The organism is Chitinophaga ginsengisoli, assembly GCF_003014595.1.
Lineage (GTDB): Bacteria > Bacteroidota > Bacteroidia > Chitinophagales > Chitinophagaceae > Chitinophaga > Chitinophaga ginsengisoli.
The window spans coordinates 730,035-755,718 of the sequence record NZ_PYGK01000001.1 but is presented as its reverse complement, the minus strand read 5'-3'; the positions used below and the strand labels follow the sequence as shown (position 1 = coordinate 755,718).

Sequence of the window (25,684 nt, the reverse complement as noted above, 5' to 3'; positions counted from 1 at the left end):
ACAAGGTTATTGGTATAGGGCAATAACCTTGTTTCAACCACATCCAATATCATGGCTAATACAACAGATCCAAATCTGCCTCAGATCGTTTATTCCTGCGTTTCCAAAAGGATTGTAGATGGCGAGTTGTTCATTCGCCAGCACGTAATAGATTATATTATTTCTGGTGTATCAGAGGTTCATTTCGGTGGTAAGAAGCAACTTTATAAAGCTGGTGACTTCCGCTTTGCAGTTAAAAACAGGCTAAGCAAATTTATAAAGCAACCTCCTGAAGGTGGTGAGTATCGGTCAGTATCCATCTGTATTGATCAGGATGTCCTGCTGGAACTGTCCGCACCATATCAACGGAGCATTTCAGCTACGCAGCATTATGATAATGTATTTCTGTTGCGCCCTAACAGACTTTTCAAAAACTATATTGATTCGCTATTACCATACCTGGAACATAGTAATCAAATCACTGGTGAATTATTGAAAACAAAGATCAAAGAAGCGGTGCTTATTTTCCTGGATGCAAATCCCGATTTGAAACACCTGCTTTTTGATTTCAGCGAACCGGGTAAAATAGATCTGCAGGCCTTTATGGAAGAACATTATCAATATGATGGAGACCTGCAGTACTTCGCATATCTCACTGGTCGTAGTATCTCTACTTTCAAACGCGACTTTGAAAAGATATACCATACCACTCCAGGGAAATGGTTAATACAGAAAAAACTGGAAGCCGCACATTTGCTTTTAAAAGAAAGGAAAATGAAACCAACTGATGTATATCTCGAAGTCGGCTTTAACGACTACTCACATTTCTTTTCCGCTTTTAAGAAGTCATTCGGTATTGCACCTTCAATGGTCTGATGCCTTAACTACGGCCCCATTCATCCAATGTCATTACAGATGCCTGAGATTGGAACAATGGTTATACTATCAACGATAAAGCGCATTCTTAAATCGCTTCGCTAATAATCCTGTTGCCAATGAAGGATCAATACCAACTACTATTACACCAACTCTTCCATAAGCTTCATGTTTGATGCAAGTACCATCAGGCGCAACTACAGAAGATGCTGCGTCAGGATAGCTGGACGCATAATTGGAGCTGGCCATATAAATGGTATTTTCCATCGCTCTCAGCATGATCGCTTTTTCATAATAAGGATTCTCTTTACTACCCCATTCTTTAGGCAGTACACCTTCCGTATTGCTTCCTCCGAAGTGAGGAAAAAATACAATCTTAGCGTCCCGCTGTGCGGACCATCTGACAGATTCAGGATAACGGAATCCTTCATGGCAGATGGTGATACCAAACTTCACCCCATTTATTTCAAATAGCTGTCGCTCAGTTCCTGCTTCCCAAAAGTTGTCCTCTGTAGGATCTAACTGATTCTTGGACTGAAAACCTAACACCTCCCCACTGGCAGCCACCACAAAAGCCACGTTCAGTAATTTCCCTTCATGATGCCAGTCCATCGGGACGATAATAGCGATAGCATTTTCAGCAGCGATGGTACATACCTTATTCAATGCAGCCTGCAACTTTTCGGCAGAGCGATCTTCCGCTTCATATCCCATGCCCGGATAACCAGGAAGATATGATTCAGGAAAGCAGATAATTTCCGCCTGTTCTGCCGCTGCATCTTTTACTAATTTTTCAAGCCAGTATACTCCGTCATTGATGGATTTGGGAAAGGGAGGAGAAGCCAGTGCAATTTTCATATGCAAGTCTTTGTAAGATGCAAAGTTAATCTTATCGGCCAAATATTACGGTCTTTACGCGACTGGCAACATTGTAAACAATTGATACTGGCTACCCCTCCCCCGTCTTTACTGCGCCATAAACTCCTTATAAACCCCTCTTTCAATAGTTATATTCAACCGCTTCAGCATCGCCGGCATATCAAACCCTTCTTTCTTATACGACGCCTGTACCGTCTCTCTCGCCTGTTCGAATGCGGCCTTATTACCCCACACAGCCACCGTTACAAAAACAAATTTCCCTTCATTATCCGTATAACTGTAAGCGGCATCTCTGACAAAGCCAGGCAGTGTTTTGATAAGACCGCGGTTGACCTTCACCCTTTCCAGGAATTCATTTACAGCAGTATTGGGAACAGTGAATCTGTCAATGAAAATGACATTATCCGGACTACCATTGATATTGCGGGGTAATACACCCAGTTCTTGTAAAAAGCCTAAGCGATCAGTCAGTGTTTCACTGTGAATGACCTTGCCATCTTTCAATTCATATGCCACTACACCATTACTTGCTACGCCTCTTCCCGTAGCCGGAATATGCTGGAATGTGCCAAGGTGTGTGCCCTGAAATTGCTGAAATACCACCACCTTATTACCTTCAGCGACCATATCTTTTACTTTCCAGTGTGCGTCGGGGAATGCGTCCGTCAACCCTGTAACCACCTGTTTAAAATCGGGGCCATCATAATCGGCCGATATCAACTCGGGAAGTAAAGCTATATTTCTTTTGTTCATTGCCTCCTCATAGAGTTTTCTGATTACTTCTTTGTTTTGCATATTAACCTCCTTTTTGTCTGCAACCTGGGCGATGCTCATCTGTGATAATAACACCGTCGACACCAGGTATAGTAAGCTTTTCATTGATTTTTGTTTTTACAAAGTTACCAGTGGCAGGGGGGCAGGAATTGTAAAAAATCATTGATTTAGGCATTATATGCATCACCTTGGGATGGCAAAGGGATATGCGAGCGCCCTTCGTGGTTCCACGGCAAAGTCAGGGCCTCTATTTAACCTGGATATAAGTTGCATACAACCAGCATATGACTTGCATATTCCTACGTTCTTCCTCCGTTTTTAAACGGAGGAAGATGCAAGTCATATGCAACTCACATGCTAGTTTGATTCAATGAAAAAGGGGCTCAGATATGGCCCCTTTTTAATTCTGTTTATTCTACCTAAACGTCATATCCAGCATTTTCCTGCGGAATATGTACACGCATTTCCCGCTATCAGCACACGCTCCTCCATATCCGTACAATAAAGCGTTCCTACCCTCTCCGATAGCTGCCGGGCAGTTAATTCCTGCTTCTGTAAGCGCTCACTCCAGTAGGGAATAAGTGAACAATGAGCAGATCCGGTAACCGGGTCTTCCAATATAGAAGCCTGGGGCGTAAAAAAGCGGGAAACAAAGTCGCAATCCGTCCCCTGAGCTGTAACAATGACCCCGCCCGGATCCAGGTTGATCTGGTCCAGCACCTGCCGGTCGATCCGGATATCCCGGATGTCACTTTCAGCCCCATAAACCAGTACATAATCCCTTGCCTTTAATACGGCCAACGGCTGCCTGTCCAAAGCCCTGCGGATCACATCCGGCAGGACCGCCTCCACAGGTTTCCGGGAAGGGAAGTCAAGCACATACAGGTCACCCTTAAAGCTGACCTCCAGCGGACCACTGGCAGAGCTAAACAATATTTTGTCCTTTTTGTAACCCAGGATTGTCTTTATCACATGTGCCGTTGCCAGTGTGGCATGTCCGCAAAGGTCCATTTCTATTTCGGGGGTGAACCAGCGTAAAGAGAAACCGTCTCCTTCAGGAATGAAAAAAGCCGTCTCTGCTACCGCATTTTCCCTGGCCAGCAGCAATAGCTGCTCATCAGGCAGCCAGGTTTCCAGAGGCACCACACAGGCCGGATTTCCACCAAAAACGTGGTCTGTAAAAGCATCCACCTGGTATAAGTCAAGTTCGGTCATATCAAGTATCGGGTTTAAACAGAGAAAGCCAGCATATGCTGACTTTCTCTAATAATTTTTAAACTGATCAGTTATTCTTCGTCTTCATCATCATACTCATCCTCTTCCAGCCATTCGAGATAGGAATAATACCATTCTTCCAGCTGGTCGAGCAGTTCTTCCTTCTTACCGGGAGCATTTTTGAAGTACTCATCCACATTATCAACCTCTGCCACAATATCAATATAAGCTTTCTCTTCGTCTTCTTCTACCCGTTTAGCGAAGAAACGTGGTTGCTCTGTATGAAAGATATATTCATTATCAGGATCCGTAACGGGATCATCTGCAATCATAAACTTGGGTAACTTTGCCATATTAAGATATTTTTATTGATAAGAACCACGATTTAAAGACCAGACAAAAATATCGATAAATCATTTACAGCACAAAAACAGTTTTTCCCCTTATACCCCCTATTATCCCTGCGAACTGACCACAACTGCAGCGTCATTTACAGGGATACAAATCTATCCACCGGTCACTATTGATGCACTATATTTTCTATGATCCTGTTCAGTACACTGAGAGTTAGCTTATACTCATCATCCGTGATTCCACGCATCATATGTGCAGCCCTTTCCTGCTGTAACGTTGCAAGATTTTTATATGCCTCCTCTCCTGCTGCGGTAAGCGTACAGGTATCCTCTGCTCCCATCACTACCCAGCCACGATCAGCGAATGACTGTATGATCTCTCCGAATTCCTGTACGGTCACGAAGTTCTTTACTTCCTGAAAAAACTGCCAGGTATTAATGCGCCCACGCTCTGCGATATTCCGTATCACCATCCAGTGAAAACGTGTGATGGAAAGGTCTTTGAAAACATCATTCATGTAAGATGTAATTTGCTGATCGGCCTCTTTGAGGTACCAGCCAATAGGCTTGTTAGCTTCCATAGTTATGCTTTGTAAACGTTGTATTATTCTTTTTGAAAACTGACTGGCGTTCTGCCTGTCCATCTCTTAAATGCTCGCGTAAAAGCACTCAGTTCATTATATCCCAACATATATGAGATCTCTTTCACCGGATAACCGCCCTCCTCGAGGTAATGAATAGCCAATGATTTCCTGACTTCATCGGCAACATCCTGGTAGCTGATACCTTCTTCCTTCAGTTTGCGTTGTAAGGTTCTGGGACTTACATTAAAATTAGCGGCGATCTCATTTAACGAAGGTATGCCAAGATACGCATTGGTCAGCAGGAAATGGCGGACCTTTTCACCCAATACACCTTCCGTTACTGTTATACTTTCATGCACCTTTCGCAACAAAGCCTGCTGGATGTCATAATTAGCTGTAAGTAGCGCCTCCCGCTGGTATTCCCCGTCAAATACAAGCGCATATTCAGCAGCGCTCTTTTCTACGGCACAACGGAATACCCTTGTATATTCTTCTTCATTTTCCAGGCGATAAGGTAAGCGTACAGCTACAGGTTTTATTTTCCGGAGTAACAAACCATCCAATTCATGTACAACAAAGACCATGAATAATTCCAGCGTCTGGCGAAAGGAAAAAGTATCCGGCCTTTCCGTTAAGGGTAAAAAGCGAATCGTAAAAACAGTGTTGGAAGATTCCACCTTTATTCTGAACAAATCGGTCAGCAGATGTGATAATGATGCTGCCTTTTCCACGGCCATTCCTACCGTATCGCTTGTCCTGATAATTTCTCCGACAATACCCAATGCCGACAATTGTAAGGATTCTCCGAAATGCAATCCGAATAAGCGATCGTCTGACAACTGGCTGGCCTGTTGCCATAATGCATCCAGTTGCTGATTACTGACAGTATAACCAGCGTCGGCTTTCAGCACGGCCAGGTCTATTCCTGACAAGCGACAGAGCTGTGTGGCGGGAATATCGCGCAGCACCGCATAGGCTATCAGGTTCAACACAAAATGTCTACGGCTATTCTCCATAACATGTCGTCAAATGGTAATTGTTTGTCGTATAAAGATAATAACGCCCGGGCGTACAGGAAATAGTTTTGCAATAACAAATCACTCAACTAAAAACAAACAATATGGAAAATCAAGCTAAACAAGTAGTTACCCAATTTCTGACTGCAGTGCAACAAGGCGATAACCAAACACTGGCAGCATTACTGGATACCGCCATCGAATGGGATCAACCCGGTAACAACCGCTTCTCTGGTATAAAGAACAATGTAACAGAGGTCTTCCAGATGGTGGGCGGTATGTTTGAAGTGACCGCCAATACCCTCCGACTGGCAGAAATTAAATCGGTCACCACCAATGGCAACAGTGTGGCCTGCCTCATTCGCTGGACAGCAACAAAGCCCGGCGGACAGCAACTGGATGTGGATAACACAGACGTGTATACAGTAACAGGCGGTCGGATCGTAAAAGCCCGGATCTATTCTTCAGATATTGCACAGGAAGATAATTTCTGGGGCAAGTAACTTACTGGCACACTATTCGTTCTATAAGGCAAAACTTGTTACATGAAACCATATTTTGTAGCTGCAGCCTTATTTACGATGTTCAGTTGTCAGCCACCTGCCAGTAATACACCAGAGACGGAAGAGCAGGACACCAGCACCGTAATGGTCACAGCGTCGGTAGAAACACCAGATCAACAGTGTTATACCAGGATCTCCGGAAAGGATACGGCCTATCTTGAATTTGAGATTAAGAAGGACACGGTCTACGGACGACTGGAATATCATTTGTTCGAAAAAGATAAAAATGTTGGCGGTATCAAAGGCACCATTGCTGATAATATCATTAAGGCTGAATATAACTTTATGAGCGAAGGCACTTTCAGCAAAAGACCTGTAATATTTAAAGTGGAAAACAGCCAGATATTTGAGGCGATACCATCTTCTTTTGATGCCCAGGGTATTCCTGTATTCGACAAAGATCAAAGCAAACTAAAGTTTGAACACGATCCTTTTATAAAAGGCGCCTGCAAATTTTAATAACCGGCATAACCGAAATGATAAAGCCCCGCGAAAAGTATCGCGGGGCTTTTGGTTGTAGGGTTAATGGTTGGTTAAGTAGGATTAATAGGATAGGATAAAAAATATCATTGTCTGACGAAGACATCAATTACTTTTCCGGGCAGGCCATTTACCTGACTGAGTATATTACCATATTTTCCGGTACTGATATCAAGTGTATAAATACTGCTTTCCGTGCCTGCAATAAGCTTATTGCCATCCTCCTGTATCTTTATCATTGTCACCTGCTTTCCACCGAAATTCGCCTCCAGCTGTTTCAACTCCTGGTTAATTGGATTATAACGGTAGATCTTATCGTTGGAAGTGAAATAGAATGTACCTACAGGAGATGACTGCCATTTGGTTTGCGCAGTCAGGAGGCTATCACCTTTAAATTTCCGTTTATATCCTGTTTTGAAACGCGAGTTTCCTTTCAGGAAATCAATACCAAACTTCAGTTCATAAGTCTGACCACTGCTGTCACAAAATGCATACACATCATTCTCCGTGATCTTCTCCAACTCCAACAGGTCCATCTTAAGGTTCTTCGGGTTAAAGAGCGAATCTTCCTGAATGTATTCTGTCCCGAAATAGGTAGTCGGATCAAAACGCAGGAAACATTTCTTTACCTTATCAAATCCAAGATAATAAGCACCATCATTTGTGTAGGCATAGACCAGGTCCGGGGCCAGGTTATAATTGCCCGGTACAGGATTGCTGAAGTAACCATAATAAGTACCGAATGGCGCCGTCTCCGTAGTACCTACATACAGTTTTTCATTCAGCACCGCAGTAGTAGTTCCGTTAAACAAGCGCTGGAAATAACTTGGAAGCAGTTCACCAGGGGGATCGTAAAAATTCTCTTTCAGGTACTTCATCCGTTTCAGGTCATCGCTGTTAATTTCCACCGCAGGATGCGCAGCATCGCCACAAACAATCCAGTAAGCAAAATTTACATTCATATAGCTGGTATTCCTTAACGGAATGATCTGTAAAGGATTTGTTCCAAGGTTCTCCCCGTTAATTGACGGATAAAGGTCAGACTGTACCTTACCATCCGGTTTAATGAAAGATAATTTTGCCTGTCCGCCCTCGTCAGTCAACACAAGCGTTCCGGTCGTAAATGCGGTTTTACCACTAATGACAAACTTGTAGTAATACTGCATACCGATTGCGTTATCTCTTACGATCAGCAAAGCATTATACCTTTTCGCGCTCAGGCCATAAAGCATTCTTAATTCCTTGCCTTCATGATCATCAGAGCGTGCCTCCTCAGGAATGTCTATTTTCCAATAACAGGTCAGATCAGTCCTTCCCTCCGGCAACACCACTTTAGGAGATATGATCAGGCTGTCTCCTGTAAACACAGTATACAAGGTATCCAGATTGGAGACAACTGGTTCCCCCAGTTTTATGTAATCATAGTTCCCTTTGTCTTTGAAGCACGCCGAAAGAAAAGGAGCCAGCAAGGCTATCAGTATATATAGATGTATTCTTTTCATTGTATAGGATTTAACTTAGACACGGTTACCATTTTCATCTTTGAAATAATACCGGCCATCATCGGGATTCTTTTCCAGGCGGTATTTGATATCAGGATTCTTACTACTATAGAAGTAATAATACCCGTCTGCTTCCATCGTGATCACATACCCTTCTTCCGGATATTGCTGTACCCATTTAAACGGATCCAGCAGGAAAGATTTGAAACGTCTTGTATGATACAACGCCTTGGGTATCATGTTGAAGTCCTGGAAATTGGTACCGAGTTCAGTGGTACCTGATACCCTGATAAACAACTCATGTTTTACCCTCGAATATTCACCCAATTCACCTGCCCAGGCATCCCACCAGTTTGGTTTCTCCAAGCGGTTGGAAAACTTCACGAGGCCTTTATTCTGCAAGGTGAACGCTACTCCCAGATCTTCCGAGGGTTGCAACGTAAGTCCGATAGTCAGTGTTTTGGTTTTCAGGAGGGTATCCTTGTTCAATAGGATCAATGGCACCATACATATGCCGGAGTCTGCAGACATAATGTACTTATCCTTTAAAGGAACATAATGTACATTTGCAATTGCCGTTGTACTACTATCTACCGTTTTTAATATGAATGCCCGGTCCCGCTTTACACGAAAACCTGATATCCGCACCGGGATAAATACCGTGTCTTCCCCTTTATCAGGAAAATAGGCAAAAGAATAAAGAAGGCTATCTGTTTTATCATCATCCACATCAGGCAGAAAATCGAAATAGACATTCTCCGTAGTATTGAATAAAGGCGTTTCTTCTTTCTTGCAGGCAAGACATACCATACAGCAAAGAACACCGAATAATATATATTTTTTCATCTGGCCGTAGGTTTATTATCTGTTACCAAATTGGATTTCGTCGTCTGGCAGTGGCAGTACAAACATCTTATTTGTAGCGGCATAGCTAGCACCCGCCAGTCCGGTAACCGGTCTGTTCAAACGTTTATACATATAGAAGATCTGCCCTTCACCATAAAATTCTTTCCGACATTCTTTCACCAGTTCTGTCATGAACACATCTTTAGACGGCTGGTCGGTGATAGCAGTACCAATGCCCCTGTAGAACCTAACAGTGTTAAAGTATCCCCATGCCTTTACTGGGTCGGTATCAAAAGTGCATTCTGCAGCGATGTAGTACATCTCGCTCAAACGCAGTGCAGGCGCCATCTGATAATGAATATTGGCGTCGCCGTCCCTGTAATACTTTTCAAGTTGCATACGGACCCCCAATCCCCCGCTCTGTTCACTGAACCATTGCTTATAACGGAAATCCTCACCGCCAACACTGCCTGTTTCATAAATATTCTGTCCTTCTACGGACGTAATAAACAGTGCATTCTCTCCATCGCGGAAACGGCTATTCAATGCGCCGGATGTATTCGGAATATACCACCCAAATACCAGCTCCTTGTACAGAATGCGGTCCTTCTTTTCATCATCGGGATTCAGGAAATCATTCTGACGTGTCCACGGGAATTTATTGGAGTTGATCACTTCCAATGCATTAGCGAGTGCGTTTGCCTTATCGCCTTTGTATAAATATATGCGGGCCAGCTCTCCACACACAGCATAGTAGTTCATCCGATGGCGGCGATTCTGCAGGAACAGGGGACCGTTTTGTTCGGTACTGGAATCTTTTACCGGATACCCAACCTTGTACCCTGCGTCCAGGATGGGATCAGACACTTTCAACAACTCTTTTGCCGCAGTCAGGTCAAGGATAGCTGTATCCAGCAAGCCCTTTACGGTAGACATCGGCGTTATCTTATTGGTAAAGTCTGTTACATAGGGAATAGCCCGGGCATTCGGATCACTCACATAAGAAGGACCAAATAAACGCAGCAGGTCAAAATGAAGATATGCGCGCAAGGCCAGCGCCTCGCCCTTTATCAGTTCGTATTCCCTGCCTGTGAAAACACTCTTTTTCTCGTCTATATGCGACAATATCAGATTACTGTTGGCGATTGCCGCATACAATGCTTTCCATGCATCATCCCTTCTGCTGATAAAAAATTCATCATTATAATTATAAAGCGCGGTCTGTTTGTATGCCTGCGGATCTTTGCTCGTGATAACGTAGTTCTGTGCCAGCACATCGAGGAAACCACAGGTGATCTCTTTACCATAACTATCCTCTCTTGCACAACGGCTGTAAACACCATTTAACGCCTCTTCAAAACCGGCCTGTGAGCTGAACAGCACACCTTGTGCTATGTCAGATTGCGGTGTTACATCCAGCCATTTCTTACACGAAACAAGGCCTGCCACCACTATTATGAGTAAGTAATATTTCTTCATCTTGTTTCTTTTTAGAACTGAGTGGATAATGAGAATGTGAATGTTCTCGCAAACGGATAATCAATACCTCTTTCTGCCTGTATAGTGGAGGTTCTCCACACATCATTCAGGTTCAGTGCGCAACGCAGATTGTTCATTTTATAACGCCTGGCTACTGCTGAGGGAACGTTGTAAGCGAGATAAACTGATCTCAGTTCTATCACATTATCGCGTTGTACAAAACGGGAAGACGTACGGGTAGAACCGTGATCTGCTATGTCTTTGTACAATGCGTGATCGCCTGGTTTCTTCCAACGGGAATCCAGTACACGCTGGTCAACATTGTAACGAGGATCAGCGTTCTCCACACGGTCTACCAGGGTCTGATTATAAAGGTCTCCGCCTCCTTTGCCATAGAACCTTACTTCTGCTATCCAGTTTTTATAGTACATGCCAGCACCAAACGTGCCTTCTACCTTCGTTGTCATATCTCCTACAGGCACCATGTCTTTCACACTATAGGTATGTGTATAAGTGCCGTCTTTTTTAACGAAGATCTCTTTACCATTTTCGGGATCAATTCCCATTGATCTCACAGCATAAATAGTGTTGAGAGATTCGCCTTCTTTAAAGCGCAATAGTGGGACAGAATTCAGGTTAGCATCAGATTCCTGCTTATCATCCACTTTATCGTTGTAACTCTTCAGCGCATTGGAGATTTTGGTGATCTTATTTTTATTGGTCACCAGGTTTGCAAACATGTTGAAAGACCAGTCCTTTCCTCGCAGCACTGTACTGCGGACAGTTAATTCGAAGCCCCTGTTGATCATTTCTCCCAGGTTGGCTTTGTATTCAGTAAAACCGGCGGATGGAGGTACAATGATATCCGCCAGCAGGTCCTTGGTTAATTTATAGTAGTAACGTGGGTTCACATAAATTCTTCCATTGAACAGGTCCAGTTCAACGCTGGCATCATAGTTCTTTGTACGCTGCCATTTCAGTGCTGAGTTGCCATAAGCCTTGAATACAGCGCCCACGCCTGTAGAATACCAGTCACTGCTGTAATACTGGTAAGTGGTATTGGATAAATAGGACGGGAAAGACACGTCACCGGTTACACCGGTAGTAGCCCTTAGTGTAAGCTGGGAGATCACATTACGGTTAATGAATTTTTCATTATGAACATTATACCCGATACCGTAAGACCAGAAGCTGGCCATCCTGGAATCAGTACCAAATTTCGAAGAACCATCCAGGCGGATAGTACCATCCATCAGGAACTTGTTCTTATAGGAATAGTTGGCGTAAAGGAAGGAACCTACCAGCCTGTCCTGGGTAAACTCTCCGTCGGGAGAGCCATCTATTTCATAACGGCGTGCAAATCCTATCTGGGAAAACCTATCATTGGAGAATCCCTGTGCTACAAATGTTTTCCTGTCATTAGACCTGTTCTGGATATTGGTAGCCAATGAAAAGTTGAGGAAGCTCTGACGGATCTGCTTTGAATAACTTAGCGTCAGACTTCCATCTGCCTGCCAGAAGTCTTCATCGGAAAAAGTGTATTTACCACGATCTTTCAGCCCATCGCCGGTTACAGAAAAGTATTCGTTACTTAGAGGTGATACAAACTTATCGGCCGTAGATCTTCTTTTCGTAAGACTGATCTGTCCTCTTAATCTCAATGCAGGATTAATGGTCCATTCACCGGAAAAAGCATCCATGAATTCCACATATTCAGATTTCTCCACGCTTCCCGTAGTAGCTTCATACAGTGGATTCAACACAGGGTCAGTCTTCGGTGAAGCAGCAGCTCCTGTGCGGTAACTCCATTTATCAATTTCACGCATCAGCCGGCCGGTAGAATCCGTCATCGGATAGTAGGGGTTCATTCTTACATAGTTTGAGAACTCCCGGTAAGGAGACTCCCTTCCATCTACCTGCGATATGGAGATCTGGTTCCTGAACTGTATTTTATTCTGTACATTATAAGACAGCGAAGCGGCCAGTCCGTAGCGCTTTCTGTAAGAACCTTTCATCACCCCGTCGTTGGTTTGATATCGTACATCAATACCATATTTTACAACCGGGGTTCCTCCTTCAAGATACAGGGAATGCTTATGTCCCAGATCTACCTGCAGCGGCTGAGATATCCAGTAGGTGTTCACCCCGCTCAGTACATTCTTCTTTTTATTATAGTACTGCATTTCCAGATCAAGAGGGTTGCTTACCTCATCAGACACATACAATTTCGCCAGTCGCTCATATTCCAGTTTGTCGGCCGCATTCAACACATGATAATCTGAAAGATCAGGCGCATTTAAGGTCATCTCATAGCCATAGTTCACCGTGAGCTTCCCTTCCTTTGGCGTCTTGGTACGTATCACAACAACCCCATTCGCTGCCCTGGAACCGTAGATCGCAGTTGCGGCAGCATCTTTCAATAAAGTAAGGGAAGCAATCCTGTTCGGATCAAGGTCAAAGATGGTTTGCACATTCACTTCATAACCATCCAATATAAAAGTAGGCTGATTGGTTACTCCTGTCAGCATACTGTTCCTGGTTAATTTGGAAACATCGGCACTGGGAAGCGCCGTAGTACCTCTTACATTAATATTCGGTATCCTGTTAGGATTAGATCCAAGGATATTATTCTCTACCAGTTTAAACGAAGGGTCATAGGCCTGCAGGCTACTGAGCACGTTCTGAGGATTTACCCTTTTCACATCATCAGCTGTCAATACAGTGGCTATACCTGTAAAGCTCTCTTTCTTGATTTCATAATATCCTGTTACCACCACATCTTTTACAGCCTGTACATCTGTTTTCAGGCGAACATTCAGGACTGTCTGTCCCTTCAGTACGATCTCCTGCGATTTAAAACCGATGAAGCTGAAAACGATATGTGCATTTTCAGGAACATTCTTCAGCTCATACTTACCGTCATTACTGGTATGTACACCATTGTTAGTTCCTTTTACTACTACAGTTACACCTGGCAGCGATATGCCTGCATCATCTGTTACTGTGCCGGTGATGGTAAGTATAACAGGCTTTTGCTGTTCTGTTGTTTCTCTCTTTTCAGCAGGCGGCACAGGTTTGGGGGCAGGAGCCGGAGGATCCTGTTTGTATATGACATATACATTCGCCCCAGCTTCTTCTGCTTCCAACTTAAGTGGCTTCAGAAACCGGTTCAGATACTGTACAAAATTTTCAGACGCTGCTTTCGCGGCAGGTGGTTCTGTCTGAATATTCCCGATAAGCTGACCGATGTAGTTGATCCTTACTTTGTACTTAGCCTCCAATGAAACAAGGACCTCTTTCAATGATTGCCGTCCGGCATCATGTTGGCTAGTACTCATCGACGAAAACAGCTGCTGCTGTTGATAATAATGGTTCTTATCCGCTGCATATCCCATGACAGGCAATAGTAACAATAGGGCAGCACGACTCCCCATACACCTAAAGTGATTTTCAGGCATAAGCAATACATTAAGATTTGGTTGATTTTATGAACTAGACGCTATTGGTTGTTTTTTCTCCTGATACTATAACTGTTATTGTCCTTTTTTTCGATAACCACATGTAAGGAACGAGACAAAGTCCTGAAAAAGATTGCTACATCCGACATCGGTATACTACCTGTAAATAACTCTTTCTGTAAATCCTGACCTTCTATATTTAAATTGATCCCAAGGTTTTCCTGTAACACTATAGCGACTTCCGCTATAGGCGTTTCATTAAAAACGAACATATTATCAAGCCATGCATTGTAATCTGCAGGGTTTACGTTTCTGCGGGATAGCTGGTGGGTAGCTGTAGAATAGCTCACCATTTCACCCGGTTTTATTTTAATATCCTGCTGATCTTCTCCATTCAGTTTTAACTTTATAGCCCCATTATTTAATATTACGCGCGTCATCACCCTTCTTGTATTCACGTTAAATTCAGTACCTATTACCTGTACATCTACATCTGATGTATGTACCAGGAAGGGGCCATTGTTCCTATCGTGAACAACAGAGAAAAAGCCTTCTCCATTCAGCCATATTTCGCGTGTTCCATTTCTGTTGATACTACATCTGAGTGTAGAATTGGCATTCAACCTGACCACAGAGCTATCCGGCAATACTATTTTCTTCGTCTCGCCATAAGTGGTGGCATAGTTAAGCACGACAGCCTTCCCCCGATGCAGGAAGAGCCAGCCGGCAACAGCAATTACTCCCAGGAAAACTGCGGCATAACGCCACACGGTAAAGGCAGTCTTCTTCTGAGGAGTTTCCCGGATGGTATAGGCAATCCGGCTCCAGACTTCTGCCTGATCTTCTGTAGTAGGTGTGTATTCCTCAGTACCTATCATTAATAGTACATCACGGGCCTCCTCCAATGTATTACATTGATCAGGGTTTTCACACATCCAGGTTTCCCAGAAAAGCTTAGTATCATGGTCCGGATGTTCGACCCATTTACGAAACAATTCATCATGCAGAAAATCCTTTACTGTGTAATCTTTATAATCCATAGACGGGCGCTACTCAGCTAAGCTTTAAATAGTAAAGCAATGAGATCGAAAAAACTTAGCGTTATTTTCGATCTTTTTTTAAAAAAATCTATAAAATATTAGAAACTCGTGTGTTGATCTCCCCAGAAAATGATCAAAACCATCAATTCCCCACTATGATTTTTGAGATAATTCAATGCTTTTGATAATAATACGTATGTGGAGTTGACACTTAGTGACATAATTTCGGCTGTTTCCTGGGTAGACAGTCCCTCGTAATATCGCAGGTAGAGAATTTCTTTCTGGCGTTTAGGCAATTGGTCAATCACCCGGCGCAATTTCCGTTTCTGCTCATCGAGAGATTGCTCATCGATCAACTTTTGTTCATGCGAAGGCATATGGGAATGATTATCAATCCCTAAACTGCCAAACAGGCTGAATATCCCTTCTTTCCGGATGTGTTTTGCAATATTCCTTTTAAGACTGGCGAACAGGTAAAACCTGATATTGTCTGTGACGGAGAGATTAGCCCTGCTATGCCACAGTGTAGCAAAGAGGTCGTGTATGCAGTCTTTTACCCGGCTGCTATCCGCATGTAACTTCATCCCATACTTATATAACGATGGGAACCATGTATTATAAATGAAGGCTAAAGCGCCCTCATCCCCATTTATCAGCCTGCTCCAAAGCTCCTGATCTGAAAGGTCGGTATACCAGATCTCCTCCAACTATTACCTTTTAAATTATACTATATCATATATGGTGGCCTCTAAAAATATGGAAGATGTTGCTGGCATCAAAATTGAATAATAAGATTCATATTCACTTTACACAACTTTTAAAATTAATGCTATGAACTCAATAACACTGCGTAAAGGGCTGTTGGCCGTTACTATTACGGCATCAGCGCTATTCTTTGGTCAGCAGGGTATCGCCCAGGGTATAGACAGCACAGCGAAAAAAATAGGCAGGAAAACAGCCGCAGTGGCTAATAAAACCGCCAACAAAACTGCTTCTGTTGCCGTGAAAGGGGCCATGAAGATCACAGATAAGACCTATAAAGGCAAGGAAGGTCCTAATGGGGAAACTGTATATATCGATAAAAAAGACAGAAAATATTATGTGGATGACAAGGGTAAAAAGGTTTATCTGAAGGCATCCGAGATACATGATAAGGTACAAAAGTGACAAAAACAGTAAAGGGACGCCGGAATGGACGTCCCTTACTATCTTTATTATTAATACAGTTAACTCATCTCACTAAGCTCCAGCCAACGCAGACCTTTTTCATCCAGCAACTGAAGTATTTCCCCGACACGGCGGGATAGTGGTTCCAGTTGTTCATAAGGCAGGTCTCCTGCTCCCATCTTTGCATCTATCTCTTTCTTTTCTGCCTCCAGTGCTGCGATGTCTTTCTCCAGCAGTTCCAGTTCACGTTTTTCCTTAAAGGACATTTTTTTGGCCTCCGCTACAGGAACAGCTGCTACTACCGCCTTCTCAGGAGTTTTATTTTCATTACGGGCCTCTTCCTTGTCCTTTTCGGAACGGTCCTTCTCCCATTCTCTGTACTGGGTATAGTTACCAGGGAAATCACGTACTTCCCCTCCTCCTTCAAACACAAACAGGTGATCTACCAGTTTGTCCATAAAATACCTGTCGTGGCTTACGATAATGATACAACCCTGGTAAGACAGCAGGAACTCCTCCAGGATGCTCAGCGTTGGCAGGTCGAGGTCATTCGTAGGTTCATCCAATACCAGGAAGTTCGGATTGCGGAACAGGATGCTTAGCAGATGCAACCTCCTCTTCTCTCCTCCACTCAGCTTGGAGATGTAGGTATATTGCTTTTCAGGTGTGAAGAGGAACAACTGCAGGAACTGTGCGGCGCTCACCTTTGTGCCGTCTGCCAGGGGAAAGTTTTCGGCAATGTTCTTGACGAACTCTATCACCCGCATATCTTCTTTTACAATCAATCCACGCTGGTCGTAGTTACCAAACACCACGGTCTCTCCGGTATTGATCTTACCGGAATCAGGCTGTTCCAGTCCGAGCAGCATATTTACGAAAGTAGATTTCCCTACTCCATTCTTTCCTACTACTCCTACCCGTTCTCCTTTCTTGAAGGTATAGTCAAAACCTTTCAGGATCTTCAGGTCACCAAAGGACTTATATACTTTCTTCAGCTCAATGATTTTTCCACCCAGACGGGTCATTTTCACATTCAGTTCCAGCTGCTGTTTTTCCAGCCGAACGCTAGCCCTTTCCTTTACATCTTCAAAAGCGTCTATACGGGATTTGGATTTTGTAGTACGTGCCTTGGGCTGTTTCCTGATCCATTCCAGTTCTTTACGGAATACGTTCCTGGCCTTTTCCACACTGGCCCTGTCTTGTTCCTCGCGGGTGGCCTTCTTTTCCAGGTAGTTCTCGTAATCTCCTTTATATATGAACAGCTGTTGCTGGTCAATTTCCATAATCTCGTTACAAACACTGTCCAGGAAGTAACGGTCGTGCGTTACCAGCAAGAGGGTCACATTCTCCTGGTCCAGGTAATTTTCCAGCCATTCGATCATACTAACGTCCAGGTGGTTGGTAGGTTCGTCCATGATCAGGAGGGTATGGCGGTGTTCAAACCCGATATCTATTAACACCTTGGCAAGTGCGACACGTTTCAGCTGTCCTCCGGAAAGGCTGCCCATTTTCTGGTCCAGGTGGTGGATATTCAGTTTCCCTAGTATCTGCTTCACTTTGGAATCAAAATGCCAGGCGTTCAGCTCATCCATACGCTCAATAGCTTTGGTCAGCTTATCAATGTCCGGCTCCCCTTCCTCGTCGTCGGTCAATATCTCATAGTCCCTGATGGCGGCCAGTACCGGGTGGGACTGGGAGAATATATTCTCAGAAATAGATTTTCCAGGCTCAAACGCAGATTGCTGCTCCAGCATTACCACCGTCACGTCCTTGTGGATCCAGACAGTACCGGCGTCCGGCGATTCCTGCCCACACAGGATGCGGAGCAATGTAGATTTACCGGCGCCATTGAGGGCAACCAGTGCGATCTTATCTCCTTCTTCTATATGGAAAGAAATGTCCTTGAAAAGCGGCCCTGCGCCAAAAGTCTTCGTGAGTCCTTCTACGGTAACATAATGCATGGCGCGAAGTTAGTAAAATGTCAGGATGCCTCGCAGACGGGAAATAAAAAAGCCTCCCGGCTGACCAGGAGGCTCTCAACAATATATTTATCAATTACTTACAAATCATAATACAACTGACGGAAAGAACTTCTCAGTCCCACCTGGAAAATCAGTTCATTGGTCTTCCACTGATTATTGCTTTCTCTTCTGGCGGTGACGGATGCTTCCAATCGCAGGTTATACTTCGGGTTCAGCAGGTAAGCAGCGGTTCCCTGTACATATAACAGCGTGGTCTTAAGTCCCTGCCCGATGTGGTTGCCGAAATCCACTGTACGGGTGAAGTAGGATTTATTGATGTCCTTCCCGTAATTCACACCTGCCGTATCCAGTCCGTACTTAGCCAGGGTGATCTGTCCACGGAGGAACAGGCGCTTATACCTATAGTCAGCAATATTCACCCATTCCACAAAGTTAGCCCCCATAGGATGTGCCAATGGTTGATTATAGTGACCATAGTTATTCAGGGTTGTACGCTGGGAGTATGTATACGGCCTTGCCGCATTCACCTCAGTCAGGAAGTTCAGGTTACTCACCTTAAAGAGGTTGTTGGAACGAAAACCTACCTGGCCACCATATTTGTTAGCCCACCAGCCTTTACCGGCAGTTATTTCACTGAACTTGAATTCATCGAGGATGAACTGTCCGTAGAAGGTACTGTTCCGGGACGGTGCATACTTGACATTCAGACCTAAGAGGGCATTATCAGGAGAACCTACAGAGAATTCCACCGGACGGAGGAAAACGATCGGGTTCAGGTAACTGGCATCAAATCCACGTTTGCCGGTGGAATCAGAATCCTGCCAGATCACCGCTTCAAATAATCCAATGGAGATCTTCTTGCTTACATTCCAGTCGAGGTAATTAAATACACCCCATTTCTTCCTGTAACCATTATCGTAAGAGGCCTTCGGATATTGCATATCTATAAACTGGGCCCACATGGTGGTATACTGTACCCTGCCTAAGTTGGCAATAATTTTCAGGAAAGGATAGTTAAAAGAAGCATCAGACAGTAACATAGAACGATATCCATCACCGATGAAATTCTTGTCGTATCCCAGTTGGAACACAAAATGTCTTCCTGCCTTATAATCGATCAATGCGGAGGAATACGCATAGTCAAATGCGGTATTGTGGGAATAGCCCTTCCACTCTCCCTGCCCTGGTACGATCTTGTTGACCCGGCCAAACGCATCGAGGTAGGCAGGCATCTTAGCCTGGTTCTCATAGAACTCTGCCCGGAATGTCAGGTTCTTTCCGATAGTACCACCAGCAATAACGCCACGGGTATTTACCCATGTTGTACCACGATCACTGCTATGACCTACTATAAGATCCGGGAGGATGCTGGCGTAAAATGTGTAGTCGTCTTCGTGAACTTCCAGCAGATGTTCACGAAACAGTTTCCGGTAAAGCCAGCTCTGCTTACGCATCGTATCTCCTTTTGGAAGATCGAAGCTTGGCTCAATAGAGTAATCTCTCAGTGAAGAGTGATACTTGGTGCTGTCTGAACCGGATTGGTAAAAGCCCAGTGAGTACTGGCGCCCGATACTTTGTGCATGTGCCGTATAGCTAAAAGGGATACTTAAGCAAACCAGAACAAACACAGGGGTGATACATTTCTTGAACATAAAGGAAAGAATTTGCTTGCCGCTGCAAATATAAGCGTTTAGCAGATTTGGCCATAGTACTATATTCTATTGATTAATTCCTCTCTTTTATACTTTATCGTTAAAGTTCATGTTTTCCAAAAGTCAAAGATGAAATCAATCATAGGTACCCGGGAGCATTCACATTAAAATACGGTGTCTTTAATATCTGCATACACGCTGGCAATCCCTTCCTCTAACCCAATAGTGGCCTTCCATCCAAAACCATGCAGTTTACTTACATCCATCAGTTTTCTGGGTGTGCCATCTGGTTTAGAAGTATCGAATACCAGTTCTCCTTCATAACCTGTTATCTTCTTCACCAGCAATGCCAGGTCTTTGATACTGATATCTTCTCCTACGCCTATATTAACCAGACCTTCTTCATTATAGTGTTGCATGAGATAGAAACATGCATCTGCCATATCATCGGCATGCAGAAACTCACGTAAAGGCGTACCTGTTCCCCATACTACCACTTCTGCAGCATTGTTCTTCTTCGCCTCATGGAATTTCCGCAGCAATGCCGGGAGCACATGTGAGTTTTTCAGATCATAATTATCGTTGGGGCCATACAGGTTCGTTGGCATTACCGATACGAAGTTACAGTCATATTGCGCCCGGTATGCATCACACATTTTAATACCTGCGATCTTTGCAATGGCATATGGTTCATTCGTAGGCTCCAGTAAACCTGTCAGCAGGTACTCTTCCTTCAGTGGCTGGGGCGCCAGTTTAGGATATATACAGGAAGACCCCAGGAACATCAGCTTCTTCACATTATTCAGATAAGCATGATGGATCACGTTATTCTGGATCATGATGTTCTCATAAATGAACTCGGCCCTGAAAGTGTTATTTGCAACGATGCCCCCTACTTTGGCAGCCGCCAGGAAAACATAGTCCGGACGCTCTTCGGCAAAAAATGCCGCAGTCGCTTCCTGGTTACGCAAGTCCAGTTGTGCGGAAGTCCTGGTCACAATATTATTAAAGCCATCCTTCTGTAAGCGCCTCACAATGGCGGAGCCTACCATTCCCCTGTGCCCGGCTACATAGATCTTATCCGTTTGTTTCATAGTCTATTCGTATTGACTGAATATCTTAAATCCTGCTTCTTTCAGTAGTTTTTCCCTGCGGAACAATTCCAGATCTGCATGCACCATCTCTTTCACCAGGGCCGGCAGATCATATTTAGGCTGCCATCCCAGCTTCGTCTGTGCTTTGGTAGGGTCACCAATTAAAAGGTCCACTTCCGTGGGCCTGAAATATCTTGGATCGATAGCGACAACTTCCTGTCCTGGCTGTACAGCAGTCAGGTGTCCTTCCACACTTCTGACAATGCCTTTTTCATGAACACCTTCCCCTGTGAATTCCACTTCTATGCCTGCTTCTTCAAAAGCCATCCTGATGAAATCCCTCACAGGAGTAGTGATACCAGTGGCGATCACATAATCTTCGGGTTGGTCCTGCTGCAGGATACGCCACATAGCCTCTACATAATCCTTCGCATGTCCCCAGTCACGCCGTGCGTTCAGGTTACCCATATATAACTTGTCCTGCATTCCCAGCGCAATCTGTGCTACCCCACGGGTGATCTTCCTGGTTACAAAAGTCTCCCCACGCAGCGGGCTTTCGTGATTGAACAGGATGCCATTGCATGCATACATATTATAGGCCTCCCGGTAGTTGACCGTGATCCAGTACGCATACATTTTAGCTACCGCATAAGGGGAGCGCGGGTAGAAAGGGGTTCTTTCTGACTGTGGCACTTCCTGTACTAAACCGTACAGCTCAGAAGTAGATGCCTGGTATATTTTGGTTTTCTGTGTTAAGCCTAATAAACGTACTGCTTCAAGTATCCTCAGTGTGCCTATACCATCAGCATTGGCGGTGTATTCAGGTGTTTCAAAGCTCACCTGCACATGACTCATAGCGCCAAGGTTGTATATCTCATCCGGCTGCACCTGCTGGATAATGCGAATCAGGTTCGTGGAGTCGGTAAGATCTCCATAATGCAGTCTGAAACGCACATCCTCATCCTGGGGATTCTGGTAGAGGTGATCGATACGGTCTGTGTTGAACAGGGAGCTACGGCGTTTTATACCGTGTACGTTATAGCCCTGAGCAAGTAATAGTTCACTTAAATAAGCTCCATCCTGGCCAGTAATGCCGGTAATTAAAGCAGTCTTCATATTTGGAGTTCAGTTATCAAACAAATATAGCTATTTACAAAGCCAGATTTGTATTACTGTTTGTGAGCTTATTATTAGATTTTATAAAATCCGCTTTTATGTTCTTATTAAAGTTGAGATTAACGTTCTTGTAGACTTCATTGGTCATCTTCTGAGGCTTCTTATCATAGTAAACCCCCACTTTACTTTTTGTCAGGTTGTTGAACTGATTGTCGCTTACCTGCAGATTATCTTCATACACCTTCAGAAAAGAATTACCAATTATGCCCGAATTAGGCGTCATATTAAATGTATTGCCGGAAATAACGGAATTCTGCCTGGTATCGTTTTCTGAATAGAAGGAGATCAGGGATCTTTCATCCTTACTTCTTACTCTTATCAATTGAGGGTTGTCGGGAATACCTTCATTACTGAGGTAGTTATTGACAATAGATATCGGCTTCTGCGGACCTGTATGCAGATTTCCATATACGCATATAGAAAAATCAGACCCTATCAATTTATTATTCCTGATCATATGTCCACCGAAATCACCTTCCAGGTGAATATCCCTGTCATAACCGCTCACGGTATTCTTTTCGATAGTAGCATCGTCACAGTTATATTCGATCACAATTCCGGCACGGCCAAACTGTTTGGTGACTGCCAGGTCATTGACGATCTGGTTACGGAGTATGGAAATATTGGTCGCGTTGTTCACATAAACACCATCGCCATATTCATCAGAAGGTCCGCCATTGGGTGTAGGCGGATTTGCGCCCCAACAATTAAGAATTTTATTGTCGGTTATATTAACATTGGTAAATCTGTTTGCAATCGGATTCTTCTGATAATTCCAGTTACGCACATTAATCCCTTCTCCGTATATATTTCTTACTGTCAGATTGCTGACAGACACAGACTTTAAGTTAAAGCAGGCCACGCCGCTGGCGTACATATCATGCTTCCCGAAGTAAGGATGGCTGGATGAATAGGGAACGTTATTTCCCACCAGCTCCAACTGACTCAATTGTACATTACCGGCAGGTTTATTCGGGTCGGACTCAAAAACAAAAATGCTTTCGAGCTTATCCGTAACAATCACAGGATAATTCCCCTTTGCATCTGGTTGTCCTTTTACCGACAAGGGATTATTGTCTTTTAAATAAAAATAGATGGCTTTGTTGATCCTGTATTTCCCTGGCGTTAGTACGGCAACCCCGTTATTTGCATAGGCATCCTTGATACAACTTTGGATAGCCGCTTTATCGTCCGTCACACCATCCCCCTTTGCCCCATAGTCTTTCAGATAAAATTCTTTCTTTTGTGCGGTGAGCTGATACCAACTTAATACTATGATTATCAGCGAAAAGATCTTCTTCATGACAATTGATTTAGATGCAGAATTCATCTCTATACTTAGCAATAATTATGCTCCATTTATAGCGTTCATCTGCAACTCTTTTCATGTCAAGGGCTATTTCCGCTCTCCTACCTTCACTAACTGATTGATAAACAGATACTAATTCGCTTGCTGAAGAAAAATACAAGGCTTTGTTCTGGGTAGAATATATATTATAATTAACAGAATAAGCCAATACCGGTAGTTCAAGACACATGGCTTCAACAAGTGAGGGATTTGTACCTCCAGCAGAATGTCCGTGTATGTACATATAACAATTCTGCCTCAATTCATTCAATGCCTTAATATCATAAATAGGGGGGGTAAGGCGCAGATTGGGATACTGTGTATACTTTTCATACAGCGACTTGGAATATTGGCTGTTAAACCAATTGCCTACTAATACCAGTTGCCTGGAGGGCATTGTTGAAAATGCCTGCAGGATCATTTCGATATTATTCTCGGGTTCTATACGACACACGGAAAAAGCATACCCATCTTCAACTGTGGATAGCGGCCTGCTTATTTCACCGGTTATTACATGATCTCCTCCGTACTCGATCAATACGCCCTCACATTGATAACTATTTCTCAGGTGGTTTCTGATCTCTTCGTTGTCTGCAATGATAACATCAGCAAATTTCACCCCAACCGCTTCTGAGGCCTTCAGGTATTTCCTTGCCAGGCCGTTCCATTTTGCTCTTTTCCATTCGAGACCATCAATATGCAGTATGATCTTTTTCCGGCTAATTAACTTTATTACCGGAAGAATAAATGCTCCCGAGACACCTAATACCAGTAACACATCTGAAATGAACAATGCCCATATAACTGAAACTACATCATATAAGATACTTTGTAATCCATTTGCCGCAAGAGGAAGATATACCTTCTTTACACTACCATTATCCTTTTCACGCTCAGATTTCGGGTACGCCTTTTTGCTGCAAAAAACTGTAAAACTGAATTCATGAGACAGTCTTGTGACCAGCTGTTCCGCCAATGTCTCAAATCCACCATATCTCGCAGGGATGCCTACAGTACCAATAATTGCAATTCGTTTTTTAGATTTCAATTCCTTTATGTTTATAACAGATGATTATATCAGCTTATTGCTACTGTAAAGCTTCATATTCTCGTCAATTATTTTATACAGTTCAAAGTGCTCTTTAATGTAATTACAGCTATTGGCCCCCATTTTATCCCTGAGCGTCTTATCGTTGATCAGTTGCTTTGTGTATTCGGTCATCTTACTCACATCACCAAACGGCACTACATATCCTGTCACGCCATCCACCACCACTTCACTGCATCCCGCTACATTGTACGTAATAATCGGCCTGCCCACAGCTCCTGCTTCCAATAGTGATTTGGGTAACCCTTCTCTCCAGGATGGCAGAATTACAATATCCGCCTGCTTATATACATCGGACATCTTCCGCTGATTACCCAGCCATTTCACCCAACCGTTCTCCTGCCATTTTTCTATTTCTTCCTTCTTTATAGCAAAAGGGTGACCTTCATCAATACCACCACAAAGTTGAAATTCTACTTGCTGTTTGATGGTTTTGTCTGCTTTAACATTTTTTGCAATCTCCACAAACTCATATACTCCTTTAGAGGAAAGCATCTTACCTGGCAGCAGGATTCTCAGTACATCTCCTGCCGGTAATGGTGTAAAATCGAAATCGGTTAACTTAACGCCACAACCTTTAATTACATGCCCATTTGTTTGGTCTACAATCCCGTAGTGCTCAAATAATTTGTAGTCTGTTGTATTCTGAAATATTGCAATAACTCTCTTGTTCTTATAGATCCACTTTGACAACAGTAGCAACAACCTCCTTAGGATCTTTGTCTTATAGTTATCTACCGTAAATAAATACCCTAAACCTGTATAAGTATTGAAAATAACAGCTTTGGTCCTGAGGCCGGCCAATGTACCCAACATGATAATCTTCAGGCCTAGCTGGTGGATCACTGCAGGAGCTTCCTGTTTATAAATATTACTGATTTGCCATATATTCTTTAACACCTGCAGCGGTCCCAGTCCAAATCGCCCCATGGGGAGCGCATGGAAAACGAAACCCAATTGCCGGATCTCTTCCGAACGCCCTGTATCAGCAGCTAGTACATGAATCTCAAAGCCTCTTTCCTGCATAATTTGCGCCTGTTCCTTACGATTCGTAAGAAAAAAAACGTCTATATTAGTTACTATAAAGGCTTTAGGTCTGGTATTATTCATCTG

At 43.6% G+C, this 25,684-nt stretch carries 23 protein-coding genes; 4 read left to right on the top strand and 19 right to left on the bottom strand.

Annotated elements, in window-relative coordinates; translation table 11 throughout:
- Positions 1–51 precede the first annotated feature (51 nt).
- Positions 52–855: a helix-turn-helix domain-containing protein gene (locus CLV42_RS03210; protein WP_106600439.1), complete on the top strand. Its 804-nt coding sequence runs from the start codon at positions 52–54 to the stop codon at positions 853–855.
- Between the two features lie 69 nt (positions 856–924).
- Here the strand turns inward: CLV42_RS03210 and CLV42_RS03205 are convergent, their stop codons facing one another.
- From CLV42_RS03205 to CLV42_RS03180, 6 genes are all read right to left on the bottom strand, one after another.
- Positions 925–1,713 carry a carbon-nitrogen hydrolase family protein gene (locus CLV42_RS03205; RefSeq protein WP_106600716.1) on the bottom strand — a complete coding sequence of 263 codons (789 nt, stop codon included), beginning with the start codon at positions 1,711–1,713 and terminating at the stop codon, positions 925–927.
- 108 nt (positions 1,714–1,821) lie between these two features.
- Positions 1,822–2,613, bottom strand: a complete 792-nt coding sequence (locus CLV42_RS03200) for an ester cyclase (protein WP_106600438.1) — start codon at positions 2,611–2,613, stop codon at positions 1,822–1,824.
- Between the two features lie 321 nt (positions 2,614–2,934).
- Positions 2,935–3,723 (bottom strand): PhzF family phenazine biosynthesis protein, encoded by a 789-nt coding sequence (locus CLV42_RS03195; RefSeq protein ID WP_106600437.1) that lies wholly within the window; start codon positions 3,721–3,723, stop codon positions 2,935–2,937.
- Between the two features lie 71 nt (positions 3,724–3,794).
- Positions 3,795–4,076: a hypothetical protein gene (locus tag CLV42_RS03190; RefSeq protein WP_106600436.1), complete on the bottom strand. Its 282-nt coding sequence runs from the start codon at positions 4,074–4,076 to the stop codon at positions 3,795–3,797.
- Positions 4,077–4,243: 167 nt separating this feature from the next.
- The gene (locus CLV42_RS03185) at positions 4,244–4,657 is read right to left on the bottom strand and encodes a MarR family winged helix-turn-helix transcriptional regulator (protein WP_106600435.1); all 414 of its coding nucleotides are present in this window, start codon (positions 4,655–4,657) and stop codon (positions 4,244–4,246) included.
- A gap of 23 nt (positions 4,658–4,680) precedes the next feature.
- A complete protein-coding gene (locus tag CLV42_RS03180) occupies positions 4,681–5,676 on the bottom strand; it encodes an AraC family transcriptional regulator (RefSeq protein ID WP_106600434.1) in 996 nt (331 codons plus the stop codon).
- A gap of 104 nt (positions 5,677–5,780) precedes the next feature.
- Here CLV42_RS03180 and CLV42_RS03175 point away from each other — a divergent pair, with 104 nt between their 5' ends.
- The gene (locus tag CLV42_RS03175; protein ID WP_106600433.1) at positions 5,781–6,179 is read left to right on the top strand and encodes a nuclear transport factor 2 family protein; all 399 of its coding nucleotides are present in this window, start codon (positions 5,781–5,783) and stop codon (positions 6,177–6,179) included.
- Between the two features lie 42 nt (positions 6,180–6,221).
- Positions 6,222–6,698, top strand: coding sequence for a hypothetical protein (locus CLV42_RS03170; RefSeq protein WP_106600432.1), 477 nt, complete (start codon positions 6,222–6,224; stop codon positions 6,696–6,698).
- 107 nt (positions 6,699–6,805) lie between these two features.
- Here the strand turns inward: CLV42_RS03170 and CLV42_RS03165 are convergent, their stop codons facing one another.
- The 6 genes from CLV42_RS03165 to CLV42_RS03140 form a co-directional block, all read right to left on the bottom strand.
- Positions 6,806–8,221 carry a PKD-like family lipoprotein gene (locus CLV42_RS03165; RefSeq protein ID WP_106600431.1) on the bottom strand — a complete coding sequence of 472 codons (1,416 nt, stop codon included), beginning with the start codon at positions 8,219–8,221 and terminating at the stop codon, positions 6,806–6,808.
- A gap of 15 nt (positions 8,222–8,236) precedes the next feature.
- Positions 8,237–9,067 carry a DUF4843 domain-containing protein gene (locus tag CLV42_RS03160; protein WP_106600430.1) on the bottom strand — a complete coding sequence of 277 codons (831 nt, stop codon included), beginning with the start codon at positions 9,065–9,067 and terminating at the stop codon, positions 8,237–8,239.
- 15 nt (positions 9,068–9,082) lie between these two features.
- The gene (locus CLV42_RS03155; protein WP_106600429.1) at positions 9,083–10,546 is read right to left on the bottom strand and encodes a RagB/SusD family nutrient uptake outer membrane protein; all 1,464 of its coding nucleotides are present in this window, start codon (positions 10,544–10,546) and stop codon (positions 9,083–9,085) included.
- Between the two features lie 11 nt (positions 10,547–10,557).
- Entirely contained in the window at positions 10,558–13,980 is a 3,423-nt protein-coding gene (locus tag CLV42_RS03150; protein WP_245901436.1) for a SusC/RagA family TonB-linked outer membrane protein, read from the bottom strand.
- A 65-nt stretch (positions 13,981–14,045) separates the two neighbouring features.
- The gene (locus tag CLV42_RS03145; protein ID WP_106600427.1) at positions 14,046–15,044 is read right to left on the bottom strand and encodes a FecR family protein; all 999 of its coding nucleotides are present in this window, start codon (positions 15,042–15,044) and stop codon (positions 14,046–14,048) included.
- A gap of 98 nt (positions 15,045–15,142) precedes the next feature.
- Positions 15,143–15,751: an RNA polymerase sigma factor gene (locus CLV42_RS03140; protein WP_106600426.1), complete on the bottom strand. Its 609-nt coding sequence runs from the start codon at positions 15,749–15,751 to the stop codon at positions 15,143–15,145.
- A gap of 124 nt (positions 15,752–15,875) precedes the next feature.
- On the opposite strand from CLV42_RS03140, the gene CLV42_RS03135 reads away from it, so the two are divergent.
- Complete coding sequence (locus tag CLV42_RS03135) at positions 15,876–16,211, top strand: hypothetical protein (RefSeq protein ID WP_106600425.1); 336 nt, start codon at positions 15,876–15,878, stop codon at positions 16,209–16,211.
- A gap of 59 nt (positions 16,212–16,270) precedes the next feature.
- On the opposite strand, the gene CLV42_RS03130 is transcribed toward CLV42_RS03135, so the two are convergent.
- The 7 genes from CLV42_RS03130 to CLV42_RS03100 all read right to left on the bottom strand — a co-directional run bounded on the left by CLV42_RS03130 (position 16,271) and on the right by CLV42_RS03100 (position 25,681).
- Positions 16,271–18,172 (bottom strand): ABC-F family ATP-binding cassette domain-containing protein, encoded by a 1,902-nt coding sequence (locus CLV42_RS03130; protein ID WP_106600424.1) that lies wholly within the window; start codon positions 18,170–18,172, stop codon positions 16,271–16,273.
- Positions 18,173–18,270: 98 nt separating this feature from the next.
- Positions 18,271–19,845: a hypothetical protein gene (locus CLV42_RS03125; RefSeq protein WP_106600423.1), complete on the bottom strand. Its 1,575-nt coding sequence runs from the start codon at positions 19,843–19,845 to the stop codon at positions 18,271–18,273.
- 164 nt (positions 19,846–20,009) lie between these two features.
- On the bottom strand, positions 20,010–20,939 hold the full coding sequence (gene fcl / locus CLV42_RS03120; protein ID WP_106600422.1) for a GDP-L-fucose synthase: 930 nt from the start codon (positions 20,937–20,939) through the stop codon (positions 20,010–20,012).
- A gap of 3 nt (positions 20,940–20,942) precedes the next feature.
- The gene (gmd, locus tag CLV42_RS03115) at positions 20,943–22,055 is read right to left on the bottom strand and encodes a GDP-mannose 4,6-dehydratase (protein ID WP_106600421.1); all 1,113 of its coding nucleotides are present in this window, start codon (positions 22,053–22,055) and stop codon (positions 20,943–20,945) included.
- A gap of 34 nt (positions 22,056–22,089) precedes the next feature.
- Positions 22,090–23,418, bottom strand: coding sequence for a glycosyl hydrolase family 28-related protein (locus CLV42_RS03110; protein WP_170117370.1), 1,329 nt, complete (start codon positions 23,416–23,418; stop codon positions 22,090–22,092).
- A gap of 10 nt (positions 23,419–23,428) precedes the next feature.
- Positions 23,429–24,511, bottom strand: coding sequence for a DUF1972 domain-containing protein (locus CLV42_RS03105; protein WP_106600419.1), 1,083 nt, complete (start codon positions 24,509–24,511; stop codon positions 23,429–23,431).
- A gap of 24 nt (positions 24,512–24,535) precedes the next feature.
- The gene (locus CLV42_RS03100; protein WP_106600418.1) at positions 24,536–25,681 is read right to left on the bottom strand and encodes a glycosyltransferase family 4 protein; all 1,146 of its coding nucleotides are present in this window, start codon (positions 25,679–25,681) and stop codon (positions 24,536–24,538) included.
- Positions 25,682–25,684 lie beyond the last annotated feature (3 nt).

Bases quoted from the DNA above. Each gene is read 5' to 3' on its own strand.
- CLV42_RS03135 (WP_106600425.1), top strand. From the start codon at position 15,876: ATGAACTCAATAACACTGCGTAAAGGGCTGTTGGCCGTTACTATTACG.
- CLV42_RS03100 (WP_106600418.1), bottom strand. From the start codon at position 25,681: ATGAATAATACCAGACCTAAAGCCTTTATAGTAACTAATATAGACGTT.
- CLV42_RS03185 (WP_106600435.1), bottom strand. From the start codon at position 4,657: ATGGAAGCTAACAAGCCTATTGGCTGGTACCTCAAAGAGGCCGATCAG.
- CLV42_RS03155 (WP_106600429.1), bottom strand. From the start codon at position 10,546: ATGAAGAAATATTACTTACTCATAATAGTGGTGGCAGGCCTTGTTTCG.
- fcl (WP_106600422.1), bottom strand. From the start codon at position 20,939: ATGAAACAAACGGATAAGATCTATGTAGCCGGGCACAGGGGAATGGTA.
- CLV42_RS03125 (WP_106600423.1), bottom strand. From the start codon at position 19,845: ATGTTCAAGAAATGTATCACCCCTGTGTTTGTTCTGGTTTGCTTAAGT.
- CLV42_RS03180 (WP_106600434.1), bottom strand. From the start codon at position 5,676: ATGGAGAATAGCCGTAGACATTTTGTGTTGAACCTGATAGCCTATGCG.
- CLV42_RS03175 (WP_106600433.1), top strand. From the start codon at position 5,781: ATGGAAAATCAAGCTAAACAAGTAGTTACCCAATTTCTGACTGCAGTG.
- CLV42_RS03130 (WP_106600424.1), bottom strand. From the start codon at position 18,172: ATGCATTATGTTACCGTAGAAGGACTCACGAAGACTTTTGGCGCAGGG.
- CLV42_RS03210 (WP_106600439.1), top strand. From the start codon at position 52: ATGGCTAATACAACAGATCCAAATCTGCCTCAGATCGTTTATTCCTGC.
- CLV42_RS03160 (WP_106600430.1), bottom strand. From the start codon at position 9,067: ATGAAAAAATATATATTATTCGGTGTTCTTTGCTGTATGGTATGTCTT.
- CLV42_RS03195 (WP_106600437.1), bottom strand. From the start codon at position 3,723: ATGACCGAACTTGACTTATACCAGGTGGATGCTTTTACAGACCACGTT.
- CLV42_RS03200 (WP_106600438.1), bottom strand. From the start codon at position 2,613: ATGAAAAGCTTACTATACCTGGTGTCGACGGTGTTATTATCACAGATG.
- CLV42_RS03110 (WP_170117370.1), bottom strand. From the start codon at position 23,418: ATGAAGAAGATCTTTTCGCTGATAATCATAGTATTAAGTTGGTATCAG.
- CLV42_RS03145 (WP_106600427.1), bottom strand. From the start codon at position 15,044: ATGGATTATAAAGATTACACAGTAAAGGATTTTCTGCATGATGAATTG.
- CLV42_RS03165 (WP_106600431.1), bottom strand. From the start codon at position 8,221: ATGAAAAGAATACATCTATATATACTGATAGCCTTGCTGGCTCCTTTT.
- CLV42_RS03205 (WP_106600716.1), bottom strand. From the start codon at position 1,713: ATGAAAATTGCACTGGCTTCTCCTCCCTTTCCCAAATCCATCAATGAC.
- CLV42_RS03150 (WP_245901436.1), bottom strand. From the start codon at position 13,980: ATGGGGAGTCGTGCTGCCCTATTGTTACTATTGCCTGTCATGGGATAT.
- gmd (WP_106600421.1), bottom strand. From the start codon at position 22,055: ATGAAGACTGCTTTAATTACCGGCATTACTGGCCAGGATGGAGCTTAT.
- CLV42_RS03190 (WP_106600436.1), bottom strand. From the start codon at position 4,076: ATGGCAAAGTTACCCAAGTTTATGATTGCAGATGATCCCGTTACGGAT.
- CLV42_RS03170 (WP_106600432.1), top strand. From the start codon at position 6,222: ATGAAACCATATTTTGTAGCTGCAGCCTTATTTACGATGTTCAGTTGT.